Origin of the sequence: Chitinimonas lacunae (genome assembly GCF_042650885.1) — a bacterium.
In the GTDB taxonomy this organism is placed as follows: Bacteria; Pseudomonadota; Gammaproteobacteria; order Burkholderiales; family Chitinimonadaceae; genus Chitinimonas_A; species Chitinimonas_A lacunae.
Window position 1 is genome coordinate 2,401,708 of record NZ_JBHSBU010000001.1, and the last position, 12,748, is coordinate 2,414,455.

General features: G+C 61.2%; 14 protein-coding genes and 1 pseudogene. 5 read left to right on the forward strand and 10 right to left on the reverse strand.

Annotation, left to right across the window (positions count from 1 at the left end; translation table 11 throughout):
* Window positions 1-50: 50 nt before the first annotated feature.
* The 4 genes from ACFOW7_RS09970 (at window position 51) to ACFOW7_RS09985 (ending at window position 4,782) form a co-directional block, all read left to right on the forward strand.
* The gene (locus ACFOW7_RS09970) at window positions 51-2,678 is read left to right on the forward strand and encodes a glycosyl hydrolase family 18 protein (protein ID WP_378163691.1); all 2,628 of its coding nucleotides are present in this window, start codon (window positions 51-53) and stop codon (window positions 2,676-2,678) included.
* Window positions 2,679-3,093: 415 nt separating this feature from the next.
* Complete coding sequence (locus ACFOW7_RS09975; protein WP_449252222.1) at window positions 3,094-3,759, forward strand: HupE/UreJ family protein; 666 nt, start codon at window positions 3,094-3,096, stop codon at window positions 3,757-3,759.
* Between the two features lie 3 nt (window positions 3,760-3,762).
* Window positions 3,763-4,377: a hypothetical protein gene (locus ACFOW7_RS09980; RefSeq protein ID WP_378163693.1), complete on the forward strand. Its 615-nt coding sequence runs from the start codon at window positions 3,763-3,765 to the stop codon at window positions 4,375-4,377.
* Window positions 4,378-4,431: 54 nt separating this feature from the next.
* The gene (locus ACFOW7_RS09985) at window positions 4,432-4,782 is read left to right on the forward strand and encodes a DUF6488 family protein (RefSeq protein ID WP_378163695.1); all 351 of its coding nucleotides are present in this window, start codon (window positions 4,432-4,434) and stop codon (window positions 4,780-4,782) included.
* 325 nt (window positions 4,783-5,107) lie between these two features.
* On the opposite strand, the gene ACFOW7_RS09990 is transcribed toward ACFOW7_RS09985, so the two are convergent.
* From ACFOW7_RS09990 to ACFOW7_RS10035, 10 genes and pseudogenes are all read right to left on the reverse strand, one after another.
* Window positions 5,108-5,962: a hypothetical protein gene (locus tag ACFOW7_RS09990; RefSeq protein ID WP_378163696.1), complete on the reverse strand. Its 855-nt coding sequence runs from the start codon at window positions 5,960-5,962 to the stop codon at window positions 5,108-5,110.
* 196 nt (window positions 5,963-6,158) lie between these two features.
* Complete coding sequence (gene lipA, locus ACFOW7_RS09995; protein WP_378163698.1) at window positions 6,159-7,127, reverse strand: lipoyl synthase; 969 nt, start codon at window positions 7,125-7,127, stop codon at window positions 6,159-6,161.
* A complete protein-coding gene (gene lipB, locus ACFOW7_RS10000) occupies window positions 7,124-7,810 on the reverse strand; it encodes a lipoyl(octanoyl) transferase LipB (protein ID WP_378168003.1) in 687 nt (228 codons plus the stop codon). The genes lipA and lipB overlap by 4 nt, the downstream gene beginning before the upstream one ends.
* A gap of 72 nt (window positions 7,811-7,882) precedes the next feature.
* Window positions 7,883-8,275, reverse strand: a pseudogene (locus ACFOW7_RS10005) (GNAT family N-acetyltransferase); the annotation flags it as partial.
* 3 nt (window positions 8,276-8,278) lie between these two features.
* Window positions 8,279-8,548, reverse strand: coding sequence for an HP0495 family protein (locus ACFOW7_RS10010; RefSeq protein ID WP_378163700.1), 270 nt, complete (start codon window positions 8,546-8,548; stop codon window positions 8,279-8,281).
* Window positions 8,545-9,405, reverse strand: a complete 861-nt coding sequence (locus ACFOW7_RS10015) for a D-amino acid aminotransferase (RefSeq protein WP_378163702.1) — start codon at window positions 9,403-9,405, stop codon at window positions 8,545-8,547. The genes ACFOW7_RS10010 and ACFOW7_RS10015 overlap by 4 nt, the downstream gene beginning before the upstream one ends.
* Before the next feature lie 62 nt (window positions 9,406-9,467).
* On the reverse strand, window positions 9,468-9,911 hold the full coding sequence (locus tag ACFOW7_RS10020; protein WP_378163704.1) for a GNAT family N-acetyltransferase: 444 nt from the start codon (window positions 9,909-9,911) through the stop codon (window positions 9,468-9,470).
* Window positions 9,899-11,032 carry a D-alanyl-D-alanine carboxypeptidase family protein gene (locus ACFOW7_RS10025; protein ID WP_378163707.1) on the reverse strand — a complete coding sequence of 378 codons (1,134 nt, stop codon included), beginning with the start codon at window positions 11,030-11,032 and terminating at the stop codon, window positions 9,899-9,901. Before ACFOW7_RS10025 ends, ACFOW7_RS10020 begins: the two co-directional genes overlap by 13 nt.
* 56 nt (window positions 11,033-11,088) lie before the next feature.
* Window positions 11,089-11,514 (reverse strand): hypothetical protein, encoded by a 426-nt coding sequence (locus tag ACFOW7_RS10030; protein ID WP_378163709.1) that lies wholly within the window; start codon window positions 11,512-11,514, stop codon window positions 11,089-11,091.
* On the reverse strand, window positions 11,511-12,446 hold the full coding sequence (locus tag ACFOW7_RS10035; RefSeq protein WP_378163711.1) for a Nudix family hydrolase: 936 nt from the start codon (window positions 12,444-12,446) through the stop codon (window positions 11,511-11,513). Before ACFOW7_RS10035 ends, ACFOW7_RS10030 begins: the two co-directional genes overlap by 4 nt.
* Between ACFOW7_RS10035 and ACFOW7_RS10040 the strand changes: the two genes are divergently transcribed.
* Window positions 12,445-12,714, forward strand: a complete 270-nt coding sequence (locus ACFOW7_RS10040; protein WP_378163713.1) for a hypothetical protein — start codon at window positions 12,445-12,447, stop codon at window positions 12,712-12,714. The two genes, ACFOW7_RS10035 and ACFOW7_RS10040, sit on opposite strands and share 2 nt — an antisense overlap.
* The last annotated feature ends 34 nt before the right edge of the window (window positions 12,715-12,748 follow it).

Genomic DNA, 12,748 nt, shown 5'->3' on the forward strand with positions numbered 1-12,748 from the left:
TGGTATCAAAGTTGTCTTATTACACTGATAACCATCCCCAGGAGATACCCATGCGTTCCCTTTTCTCTCCGTCTCCGCTCTGGCTCGCCTGTGTCATGGCCTGTAGCGCGATAACGGTCCAAGCTGCTCCCAATGATGTGACACTGCCACGCGCCACCTGCGCCCTGTGGACAGAAGGGGCGAGTTATCAGGCAGGTCATCGGGTCAGCTACCAAGGCCGCTTCTACGAAGCCCTGGTCGCCCATACCGCCTGGGCCGGTGCCAATTGGAACCCTGCCGCCTCGACCACCTTATGGAAACCGGTAGATAGCTGTGACGGCACCGCGCCGACTCCGACTCCGACTCCGACTCCGACTCCGACTCCGACTCCGACTCCGACTCCGACTCCGACTCCAACGCCTACCCCAACCCCAACCCCCACACCAACCCCTTCCTGTGGCAACGAGCTGTGGAATCGGGCAGCGGCTTATGCAGGTGGGCGGCGAGTGGTGTTCGGTGGACGCGAATGGGAAGCCAAATGGTGGACCCAAGGTGATGAGCCGGGCAAGGACCAATGGGGACCCTGGAAACTGGTCGGTGACTGTGGGACCACTCCAACACCCACTCCAACGCCTACGCCCACTCCAACACCTACGCCCACACCAACTCCGACGCCACTAGCCTGCAAGCCTGACGGGCTGCATGCCACGCCCGGTATCAATGTCCCCTACTGTCTGAGCTACGACGTCGAGGGGCGTGAAAAGATGGGGGCGGCCAAGCGTCGGGTGATCGGTTATTTCACCTCGTGGCGAACGGGCAAGCAGGGCAGTCCGGCCTATCTGGTCAAAGACATTCCATGGGACAAGATCACCCATATCAACTTTGCCTTTGCCCATGTCGATGGTCAGAACCGCATCTCGATCGGCAACGCGGCCGACCCCAACAATGCAGCGACCGGCATGAACTGGCCCGGTGTGGTCGGTGCCGAGATGGACCCGGCCTTTCCCTACCAAGGCCACTTCAATCTGCTGAACAAGTTCAAGAAGCGCTATCCGCACGTGAAAACCTTGATCTCGGTAGGTGGCTGGGCCGAGACAGGCGGCTATTTCGGGACCGATGGGAAACGGGTGAATTCAGGTGGCTTCTACACCATGACCACCAATGCCGACGGCTCGGTCAATCAGGCAGGGATCGATGCCTTTGCTGACTCGGTGGTGGCTTTCCTGCGCCAGTATGGTTTTGATGGGGTGGATATCGATTATGAATATCCGACCTCGATGAACGACGCCGGCAACCCGCTCGATGCTGCGGTGGCCAATGCCCGCCGTGGGGGTCTGAACCGCAGCTACAACGTGCTGATGAAGACGCTGCGGGAAAAACTCGACCGTGCTGCCGCACAGGACGGCAAATATTATCTGGTGACCATTGCCGCGCCGGCTTCGGGTTATCTGCTGCGCGGGATGGAGAACTTCCAGGCCCTGCGCTATCTGGACTTCGTCAACGTGATGTCCTACGACCTGCACGGCGCCTGGAACGAGTTTGTCGGACCGAACGCAGCGCTGTTCGACGACGGCCGCGATGGCGAGTTGGCACGCTGGAATGTCTACAACACGGCCGAATTCGGCGGTATCGGTTATCTCAATACCGATTGGGCCTACCACTACTATCGTGGGGCGGTGCAGGCTGGTCGGATCAATATCGGTGTGCCTTACTACACCCGTGGCTGGCGCAACGTCCAAGGCGGCAACAACGGTCTATGGGGCACCTCGCTTGGCAGCAACTGCCCGACCGGCACGGTTCGCTGCGGCGACGGTGCGCGCGGCATCGACAATCTGTGGCACGACCTCGACGAACAGGGCCGCGAGATGGGTGCCGGCTCGAATCCGATGTGGCACGCCAAGAATCTGGAACAGGGCATCGCTGGCAGCTATCTTGCCAGTTATGGGCTCGACCCGGCGGGTGATCCGGAAGATCGGCTCAGTGGCCGTTACGTCCGCCATTACGACGCTACCCTGGTAGCGCCCTGGTTATGGAATGCCGAGAAGAAGGTTTTCCTGTCGACCGAGGACGAGCAGTCGGTGGCACGCAAGGCGCAGTGGGTGATCGATCAAGGGGTGGGCGGGGTGATGTTCTGGGAGCTGGCAGGTGACTACCGCTGGGCGCCCGAGCGCAACAACGGCCAGGGCGAATACTTTATCGGCTCGACCCTCACCAACCGCTTCCATGAAGCCTTCTCCGGCGCCACCCCTTACGGCAACCGGCTCAGTACCGCACCGCTGCCGGCCATGAGTGTCGATCTGCGGCTTGAACTGCTGGGTTATAAGCTGGGCGATCAGAACTATCCGATCAACCCCACGCTGCGGCTTGCCAACCATACTGGCCATACCCTGCCGGGGGGCAGTGAAATCCTGTTCGATGTGCCGACGGCAGCGCCGGCCAACTTCAAGGATTGGTCGGGTGGCATGGTCAGCGTGGTCAGGGTCGGTCACAGCGGCAGCAACGTCGGCGGCCTCAAGGGCGATCATCACCGGCTGTCGGTCAAACTGCCAGCCTGGAAGTCCCTGGCCAACGGTGAAACCTTCGATATCAGCCTGGTGTACTACATGCCGATCAGCGGACCGTCCAATATCACGGTCAAGGTAGGCGGCACCGAGTTCGCGACGCGGATGGAGCATCCGGAACTTCCCAGCGCTCACTAAGGTGGTCACTTAAATGAAAAGGCGAGCCTACGGCTCGCCTTTTTCTTTATCCTTCTTTCCGCCAGCTTGTGAACAAGGTTTATCCGGATGAATGCCTGCGCCAGACTCTACACCACGTTATGTAGCTATACCCAAGACCCCCATGGTCCATAACGCGCTGTCCTGTACTGGGAGCCGAGCGCAATTTTGCATGCGTCGTTTGATTCAGGCTCACATTGACCACTGTCTGGCGCATATTATCGATGCGGTAAACGGTGAGGCACAAAAGACGCTCGACGAATTCAAGCAGATCGCCAAGTATCGCTAACTCACTGCCTCGGCCGTGCCGCAGGCACACTGGAGAATCCACAATATGTCTTCTGTATGGCCTGGGCATTGGGGTGTGCGCTGCCAGTACAGCAGGATGGCTTTATGGGTGCTGCTTCTACTGTGCCTGGGCGCCGAAGCGTTCGCTCATGGCGTAGCCGAGGACGATAAGGGCTTTATCGAGAACGCCACGGGAATGCAGTTGATCCCGTTTATTTATCTCGGTGCCAAGCATATGGTGACGGGCTACGATCATCTGCTGTTTCTGGTCGGGGTCATCTTCTTCCTCTACCGGCCCAAGGACATCGGCGTCTATGTCACGCTGTTCGCCGTCGGGCACAGCATCACCCTGCTCTACGGTGTATTGAGCGGCACTCACGTCAATGCCTATATCGTCGATGCCATCATCGGGCTGTCGGTGGTATACAAGGCATTCGACAATCTGGGCGGATTCCAGCGCCTCCTGGGCTTTCAGCCCAACACCAAAGCTGCGGTACTGATCTTTGGTTTCTTCCATGGCTTCGGTCTGGCCACCAAATTGCAGGAATTCACCCTGTCCAAGGATGGGCTGGTGCCGAATATCCTGGCCTTCAATATCGGCGTCGAAATCGGTCAACTGCTGGCGCTCAGCGCCATCCTGATCGTGATGAACTTCTGGCGCCGTACCTCAGCCTTCTCTCAGCAGGCAACTGCGGCCAATACGGCGCTGATGTCAGCAGGCTTTATCTTGATCGGCTACCAGTTGACCGGTTACGCCCTTCTCTCCGGGAGCTAAACCATGACCGATCCGACTGTTCTGCCGCAAGACCTTCTCCCCAGCTCCCGGAAACTGGCCAAGCTCACCGCGATTGCGCTGCTCGTCGCCGCTGTTCTACTCGTTACCGTGGTGCTCCCGGCTGAATATGGCGTTGATCCTACGGGTCTCGGTACACGACTAGGACTGACGGCCCTAAGTACGGGGACAGCCAGTACAGGCAACGCTGAGACACCGGCTACTCGCGTTGCAGAGAGTAGTCTGGAGCCATCAGCGGGCTCACCCCTGACAGCAGTGTGGAAATCGCCGACGCCTTATCGCAATGATGTACAGACCGTTACGCTGGCACCGAATCAGGGCATCGAGGTAAAAGCCCGCATGAAGGCCGGCGAGCGCTTTATGTTCAGTTGGAAAGCCGAAGGCGGCGCGGTAAGCGTCGATATGCACGGCGAGAAACTGCAGGCCGCCCAGGACGAATTCACCAGCTATTGGAAAGGTCGTGATCAAACCGAAGCTCATGGACAGTTCCAGGCACCCTTTGATGGAACCCATGGCTGGTACTGGCGTAACCGTGGTCAGACCCCGGTGACAATCACGGTGCAGACCAGTGGTTTCTATGAAAAGCTCTACCGTCTCTGATCCCTATTTGCTGACTTGTTGCCCTACCCTGTCCGTTAACCCGAAGGAGGTCGTATGAAGTCCTGGAAATGTCTGATCGCCAGCTCGGTATTGGCACTGACCACGGTCACCGCCAATGCCCACGGCTCACATGGCTCGCACGGCGATGAGGCGCCGTTGACCAAGGAAAGCGCGGCGACACACGGCAATCAGATCGTGCAGCAGCTTATCCAAGACAAGAAGCTGCCGGCCTCCTGGCAAAAGCTGACACCGTCCGAAGTCACCAATAAGCAACTGTTCAAAGGCCGCATGTGGGTCATCACTTATACCAATCCACAAGAGAAAAACGCGGCCAAGAAGACGCTGTACGTCTTTATTGATGAATTCGGCAACTACGTCGATGCCAACCATACCGGGGGGCTCTGAGACGCCAGCCCTCTGATAGAGCACTTCCGTTTAAGTCGGGGTCGCCAGCAATCCTTGCTAATCGGCTTGAACCTGACGCTTTGTGTCCGGACGATTTGCCTGACGCATCCGGTCAATATGGAGTCGGCTCGGCTTCACAGGGTTAGTAGCGAGTTGCCCGTGATGCCGGGTTAAACGGATGCGCACCTAGTAGAAAATATTCGGAAAAAACTTAGCAAGACATACAGCGTTTATTTTTACTTTTGGAAAAATAAACGCAAAAAGGCGAGCTGCCGACTCGCCTTTTCCATGGTGAATGCCTGCGGACGACACCGCCCTGACCTACTTACAGCGTTCTGGGCGGCGGCACCGGTTGACGTTGAGCCTGGGCGTGCAGACCGTTGGGCGCCCGCCAGTTCGCGGCGGCGGCGGGCACCGGCACGGGCGTATTGGTGTGGACAATGTTGGTACGCGGCACTTCGCGCAGCAGGTTGGCGACCGGCGTGCGGCGGACTTGGCGGATGGTTTGCGCGGTCATGCTGCTGACGACCTTGCCGTTGTAATTCACCGGCGCGCCGCTTTGCGACTGATGGTAGATGTACCAGCGGCCGCCGTCGTGCTTGAGGAAGGCGGCCGCGCGGGGCTGGTCGTTCAGGCCGTAGTCGGCGAAGGTCATCGCGCCGGCCAATCCCATGCCGTGGTCTTGCTGAGCGGCATATTCGTCCTGAAAGTAGTTGTCGCCACCTTGAACGTGATAGACCCGATATTCATTGGCATTCAACTGATCGACCAGAATGGAGCAGCCGCTGAAGTCGGGGGTGAACACAAACTGGCCATCATTGACCCCCGGATTGATTGGGATATCACAATAACCGCCCTGCGGCACCCAATATGCCGGCAAGGGGCGGCCACCTGCGCGCGCCACGCCATCGGCGCACCACTGGGACACCCGCACCACTCTTCTGCCGTCGTCGTTACTGCCCATCAACTTGCTGAACCACGACGACGACGTCGCCGCTGCAAGATCGCGCTCCATGCCCGAGGGATTCTCGACGAACCGTTCTTCGTGCAGATCGAACATGCGCAGGCCGGGCTCGATGGGATTGACGCCTTGAGCAGTCATACCGACCGTGCTGATCACCTGGGCCAGACACATCTCGTCGGTGCGCGCCGCAAAATTTTCGTTAATCTGGTTTGCCATAGGAATTTTCTATCGATGGTCGGGAACAGCGAAAGTACCATGATCTGACAAGATAGCGACATGTCATCAACAATGACCGCGCCAGCTGCAAGGCGGTCATGTTTTGGGGCAGGCCAAGCGCAACCGTGAACTACCTCACGGTTTTGTACTGGTAAGGAAAGTCTGGCCTATCCGTAAGACTCACTCACACGCTGAATCAGATCACGCCATGCGCCTGCTGATCAGCGTGGTAGCTCGATCGCACCAAAGCCCCCACCGCCGCATGCTTGAAGCCCATGGCGTAAGCCTGTTCCTCGAAGAATTTGAACTGGTCGGGGTGGACATAGCGCAGTACCGGCAGATGGCTGTTTGACGGTGCCAGATACTGACCGATGGTGATCATATCGATGTCGTGGGCGCGCATATCGCGCATCACTTCAAGGATTTCCTCATCGGTTTCGCCAAGGCCGACCATGATGCCGGACTTGGTGGCCACGGTCGGATTCTTGGCCTTGAAGTCCTTGAGCAGCTTGAGCGAATGCAGATAGTCCGAACCCGGACGGGCCTGCTTGTAGAGGCGCGGGACGGTTTCCAGATTGTGGTTCATCACGTCAGGCGGCGTGGCCGTCATGATATCGATGGCCACGTCGAGCCGGCCACGGAAGTCGGGCACCAGCACTTCGATCTGGGTAGCGGGCGACAGCGCGCGGGTTTCGCGGATGCAATCGGCGAAATGGCCGGCGCCACCGTCGCGCAGATCGTCGCGGTCGACCGAGGTGATCACCACGTATTTCAGTCTGAGGGCGGCGATGGTCTCGGCCAGATGGCGCGGCTCGTTGGCATCGAGCGGATTGGGGCGGCCATGGCCCACATCGCAGAACGGGCAGCGCCGGGTGCAAATGTCGCCCATGATCATGAAAGTTGCCGTGCCCTTGCCAAAGCATTCACCGATATTGGGGCAGGACGCCTCTTCGCAGACCGTATGCAGCTTCTGCTCGCGCAGGATCTCCTTGATCTCATAGAAGCGATTGCCGCTCGGCGCCCGCACCCGGATCCAATCGGGTTTCTGCAAGGGTTGGTCTAGCGGCACGATCTTGATCGGAATGCGGGCGGTCTTGGCCTCGCCTTTGAGCTTGACGCCTTGTTCGGCCTTGGCGGGTGGCGTGGTGACGACGGGACTGGTCATGGCAGGTGATTTTCCGGCTGAGGTTGGGCGCTCAAGGCGTAATCGGCCAGCGAAGCGCTGCCGTCGACCGCGAGCAAGGCATTGATTTTATCCGCCAATTTTGGCGCGAGCGAGTACGGCGTAGCCTCAATGCCGAAATCGGCAAGTTGGGTCATGGCCATGCCCTGATAACCGCAAGGATTGATCTGGCTAAACGGCCCCAGGTCCATCGCCACATTGAGCGCCAGCCCGTGGTAGCTGCGGCCGTGGCGGATACGCAGACCAAGGCTCGCGATCTTGGCCTCGCCCACATAGACCCCGGGCGCATCGACGCGGCCATGGGCCTTGATGGCAAAGTCCGCCAGCAGATCGATCAGGCTCTGCTCGAGCCGGCGCACCAGATCGCGTACCCCGAGCCGGCGGCGGCTCAGATCGAGCAGCGGATAGACCACCAATTGGCCCGGCCCATGGTAGGTAATCTGACCACCGCGGTCGGAGCGGACCAGAGGAATCCCGTCACGGCGCAGCAGATGTTCCGGTTTACCGGCCTGGCCCTGGGTAAAGACCGGCGGATGTTCGAGCAGCCACAGTTCGTCGCCGGTGCGCTCGGTGCGGCAGTCGGTGAAACGCTGCATGGTGCGCCAGCTCGACTCATAGTCGATCGTGCCGAGCCAGTGCGCCGCCAGCTCGGGCGAAGCCAGCATCGGCTCGCTGTTTTGCAGCAGCAGCAAGGGCAGGCGGCGGCCGGTCGGGGTCGAATCGACCTCGCCGACCGGGCGGGCGCCCAGCTTGTAATAGAAGGCGGCCGCATTGGGGTCGGAGACGATCAGCATCTGTTGCCGACCGTCGCTGCGACACTGGCGGAAAGCGGCTGCAACCAGGGCGCGGCCGATGCCGCGTCCCATCGCCAGCGGCTCGACCCAGCAATGCTCGAGTTCGGCATGGCCTTCCTGGTAAGCCACCGCGGCAAAACCGATCGGCCGACCGCCACTTTCGGCCACCACAAAACGGTCGCGGGCGATATCGGCCGGCTCAACCGTCAGATTGTCGCGCCAACCGGCGATCCAGGCTTCGGGGTAGCCCCAGTGGCGCTTGGCAGCAAAGGCAATCGCCGTCAGCGCTGCCGCCTCATCGGGCCGCGCAGCGCGCAGCAGGTAATCATCCGGCACGGTCTACAGCACCACCTTGACCATCGGATGGCCGGTCAGGGCCAGATAGAGCGAATCGAGCTGCTGCTTGGAGGTGGCATTGATCGTGACCGTCAGCGACAGATATTTGCCGCCGGAACTGGTCCGCATCTCCACATCGGCTGCCTGCACATCGGGTGCATGCAGCCGAACCACCTCGAAAATGATCTGGGAAAACTCATCGTGCCGCTCGCCCATGATCTTGAGCGGAAAACGGCAGGGAAATTCGAGCAATGTTTCTTGGCTATCGGTCATGATTGCAGTCCCTGGCGCATGATGCGCGCCTTGAAATCCTGATAAAGCGTATCGAGCTGTGCCGCGAGCGGGCCGGGCCGGCCAGCGCCGACTGCCTGGCCGTCCAGTTCGACAATCGGCAGGATCTCCTTGGTCGAACTGGTCATCCATAGCTCATCGGCCTCACGCACTTCGGGCTCGGCGATCGGGCGCACCGCATGGGCCACCCCGTGGGCGACACACAACTCAAGTACCAGATCATAAGTGATGCCGGGCAGCATCAGCTGCGATTTCGGCGGCGCCAGCACCACCCCATCCTTCACCACAAAGATATTGCTGGCCGCGCCTTCGCTGAGCCAGCCGTCACGAAACAACACCACCTCGGTGCAGCCGGCGCGGCGGGCATGTTCGCGCATCAGCACGGTCGGCAGCAGATTGAGCGACTTGATGTCGCAGCGCAGCCAACGGAAGTCCGCATGGCTCAGCGCCCGCACCCCGGCCGCTTTTTGCGCGGCGTCGGGTGTCACCAGCTCGGTCGAGAAAATCAGCACGGTCGGCTGGGTCGGTTGTGGAAACGGAAAATCCCGATAACCGGCTGCCCCGCGGGTGACGTGGAGATAGACCGACTGGTCATCGAAGGTCTGCTGCGCGATCACCGCTTCGATCAGCCTGATCCATTCGTCGGCCGGATGCGGATTATCAAGCCCGATCGCCGCCAGACTCGCCTCCAGCCGGGTCACATGCTCGGCCAGCCGGAACGGGCGGCGCGAATAGACCGGAATGACCTCATACACGCCATCACCGAACAGACAACCCCGGTCGAAGGCCGAGATTTTGGCGTCCTGGTAGGCGACGAATTCGCCGTTGAGATAGATCATGCGTCCTCCTTGCGACAGGCCACCCCAGCCGACCGGCAAGCGTCGTGGTCGATGCCACGCCCTTATAAGGCCTTGCGGAAGGTATACGAGGTCTTGCTCTGAAGATAGCCCTGACGCAGGTAAAAGCGATGGGCATCTTCGCGGCGGATATTGCTGCGCAGCTCGATCTCCGCCACGCCGCGCAGGCGCGCCCAGGCTTCGGCCTCAAGCAGCAGACGGGCGCCGATGCCGCTGCCGCGCGCGGCAGCCGTCACCACCAGTCCCAGCACTTCGACCCGCAGCGACGACTCGAGCGCCAGCCGCTCGCTGGCATGGAGCCAGCCGAGCACCTGGCCTCTATGCTCGGCCACCCAGACGGCCTGATCGTCGCGAGCGGCGAAGCGGCTCAGCGTCGCACCGATCTCCTCGGCCGTTCTGGCATAGCCCAGCTCACCTGCCAAGGCCGCCAATACCGCGGCGTCGGCCAGCACAGCCCGCCGCAGCGTCATCTCATTCAGCGGAACCACAGCTTCACCGCATCGGCACTGCGGCCGAACCAACCGGCTTCGGGCACGGCGGCGAGCGTGGTCAATGGCAGCTCAAGCAGCGGCCGGCCGTCGAGCAGCACCCGCACGCTGCCGACCTGTTGGCCCTTGGCCAGCGGCGCAATCAGCGGTTCACGCAGTACGATCTGTTTCTGCAAACGGCCCGACTGGCCCCGGGTCAGCGTCACATAACGGTCGCTATCGAAGCCGACGGCCACCGTATCGCTGGCGCCCTTGTAGACCTGGGGCTTGGCCAGCGCTTCGCCACCCGTGAACAGCTTGGGCGTTTCGAAGAACTGCACGCCGTAGCCCAGCAGCTTGGCGCTTTCCTCGGCGCGGATCTTTTCCGAACGGGCCCCGAGCAGCACCGACACCACCCGGCGGTTCTGATGGCGCTTGGTGGCCACCAGACAGAAGCCGGCCGATTCGGTATGGCCGGTCTTCATCCCGTCGACTTCGGGGTCGCGGAACAGCAGCAGATTGCGGTTGGGCTGGGTGATATTGTTGTAGCGGTATTCCTTGAGCGAATAGATCGGGTAGAACTCAGGGAATTCGCGAATGATGGCGCCCGACAGCACGGCCAGATCGCGCGCCGTGGTGTAGTGGTCGGGATGGGGCAGCCCGGTTGAATTCATATAGCGCGAACCCTTCATGCCGAGCCGGCGCGCTTCCTGATTCATCATCTCGGCAAAGGTGGCCTCGCTGCCGGCAATGGCTTCGGCCAGGGTGATACAGGCATCGTTGCCCGACTGCACGATCATGCCGCGGATCAGCTCGGCCACCGTGGCCGGCTTTTTCGGGTCAAGGAACATGCGCGAGCCTTCGGTCTTCCAGCCTTTTTCCGACACGGTCAGTTGCTGGTCGAGCTTGAGTCGGCCTTCGCGCACCGCCTTAAAGGTCAGGTAGGCGGTCATCAATTTGGTCAGCGAGGCCGGTTCGACCCGGGTATCGGGGTCGCGGGCGGCCAGGGTGGCACCGCTTTGGAAATCGACCAGCAGATAGGCACGAGCGGCGATCTCGGGCGGCTGCGGTGCAGGCAGTGCGGCGGCCGGGACGCTGGCATACAGCAGCGCGGCGGCAGCGGCGATCAGAACGGATTTCATCGGCATTGTGCGAAAGTAAACGGGTATGGAGTCGCGAACAGCGGGGCCACCCGGGTTCAGCCCTGCGCGACAAAAGCGACTTCGATCCGGCCTTCGGGCCGGTCGAGCCATAACAACCAGTCACGACGGCCCTGCACGCACAGCGGCAAGGTCGCCGTCAGCGCCGCACGGCCATTTTCGGCCGACAGCGGAAAAGCGATGGGTCCCATTTCCATCCCGGCCATGCCAAAACGCACCGTGGCGGGGCTGCTGAGACCGGTCACTTCAAGTCGGAACGGATGCAAGGCCGAGGGCGCCCGGTCGGTCCGCAGCGTCACGGTGGCGTCGGGCAGCACGATACGGCAGCCGCGTTGCAGCTCGGCGCAGTTGGCCCGGATCGCCGGTGCCGGCGCACTGCGTTGCCGATCGAGCCAGACACCCAGCAACACCAGCGTGCTCAGCACGGCAAAGGCCAGCGACAGCAGTAAGCGGCTGCGTTTCATCGCCAGGCCGCCCGCAACATGGCCACGCCATGACCGCCATGCCCACGCGCGGTGGCGACGAACTCAGGCCTCATGCCGCCCAAGGCATAGACCGCCAGCGGCCAGCCTTGCTCGACCAGACGGGCAAAGCCGTCCCAGCCCAGCGTCGGCGCATCGGGATGGCTCAGCGTCGGCAATACCGGCCCCAACATCACATAGTCGAGTCCCAATTCGGCCGCCTGGGCCAGTTGCGCCGCATCGTGCACCGAGGCGCCGCACCAGCCTTGCGGCCGCTCTTTAACTTCAGCCAGCAGACGGCTCGGCAGATGGACGCCGTCAGCGCCGACTTCCTCGACCAGGGCCGGGTCGCCATGGACCAGCAGACGCGCGCCATAGCGACGCGCCAGCGTCCGCGCCGCCGCGGCCAGATCGAGATATTCGGCCCGCGCCAGTTGCGGTTCGCGCAGCACGAACCAGCGCAGACCACCGGCGAGCGCCTGCTCCAGCGCATCGAGCCAGCCTTGCCGACCCAGCTCTGCCACATTGGACAGGGCCAGCGTGGGCGGCAATTCCAGCCCACGCAGAATCGGTGTATTGGCCGGCAGGATCGGCTCGGCCGTGGTGGCGCCCGCTGTCTGCCAGACAAAGGCCTGACCCTCATGCGGATGCGGTTCACCACGCCACTGACTTACCAGAAAGAAATGCAGCTTCACCGTGGCATGCGGGTAGACAAAACGCTGTACCAGCCAGGGCGTGGCCGCTTCGACCTCGATGCCCATCTCTTCGCGCAGCTCGCGCACCAGGGCCTCATACGGGGTTTCGCCGGCTTCGAGCTTGCCACCGGGGAATTCCCACCAGCCGGCGTAAGGCTTGCCCTCGGGCCGCGACCCGAGCAGGAAGTCGCCGTCGGGTCGTATCAGAATACCCGCCGCCACTTCGGTGATCTTGCTCATGCTGATTGTCCTCGCGACGGAAGGACGAAGCCGCCGCATTGCTGGATTCGAGGCCGAAAATAAAAAAAACGGAAAATTATTCGCGATATTCCATGTTCATAAAACATGGAAATGCAAAATTCGGGGCGCTATTTTGCCTGATCGCGCCGGCTATCGGAACAACCGTCCGGCTGAAGCGCTGCGCCGCGTCATCCACGGCGCCCACGCATTATTCAAATACTGCGCCATATATCCGCAAGACACATGGCGCCATATGAAAGAAAAATAAAAATCTAACAAATGTCCATCTCCGACTCTTCTGA

What these genes read in the sequence shown, in the direction of transcription:
- lipB (WP_378168003.1), bottom strand. Translation starts at nt 7,810, where the DNA reads ATGCTGGCTTCGCCCGAGCTGGCGGCGCACTGGCTCGGCACGATCGAC.
- ACFOW7_RS10010 (WP_378163700.1), bottom strand. Translation starts at nt 8,548, where the DNA reads ATGACCGATAGCCAAGAAACATTGCTCGAATTTCCCTGCCGTTTTCCG.
- ACFOW7_RS10025 (WP_378163707.1), bottom strand. Translation starts at nt 11,032, where the DNA reads ATGAAATCCGTTCTGATCGCCGCTGCCGCCGCGCTGCTGTATGCCAGC.
- ACFOW7_RS10030 (WP_378163709.1), bottom strand. Translation starts at nt 11,514, where the DNA reads ATGAAACGCAGCCGCTTACTGCTGTCGCTGGCCTTTGCCGTGCTGAGC.
- ACFOW7_RS10035 (WP_378163711.1), bottom strand. Translation starts at nt 12,446, where the DNA reads ATGAGCAAGATCACCGAAGTGGCGGCGGGTATTCTGATACGACCCGAC.
- ACFOW7_RS10040 (WP_378163713.1), top strand. Translation starts at nt 12,445, where the DNA reads ATGCTGATTGTCCTCGCGACGGAAGGACGAAGCCGCCGCATTGCTGGA.
- lipA (WP_378163698.1), bottom strand. Translation starts at nt 7,127, where the DNA reads ATGACCAGTCCCGTCGTCACCACGCCACCCGCCAAGGCCGAACAAGGC.
- ACFOW7_RS09990 (WP_378163696.1), bottom strand. Translation starts at nt 5,962, where the DNA reads ATGGCAAACCAGATTAACGAAAATTTTGCGGCGCGCACCGACGAGATG.
- ACFOW7_RS09970 (WP_378163691.1), top strand. Translation starts at nt 51, where the DNA reads ATGCGTTCCCTTTTCTCTCCGTCTCCGCTCTGGCTCGCCTGTGTCATG.
- ACFOW7_RS10015 (WP_378163702.1), bottom strand. Translation starts at nt 9,405, where the DNA reads ATGATCTATCTCAACGGCGAATTCGTCGCCTACCAGGACGCCAAAATC.
- ACFOW7_RS09980 (WP_378163693.1), top strand. Translation starts at nt 3,763, where the DNA reads ATGACCGATCCGACTGTTCTGCCGCAAGACCTTCTCCCCAGCTCCCGG.
- ACFOW7_RS09985 (WP_378163695.1), top strand. Translation starts at nt 4,432, where the DNA reads ATGAAGTCCTGGAAATGTCTGATCGCCAGCTCGGTATTGGCACTGACC.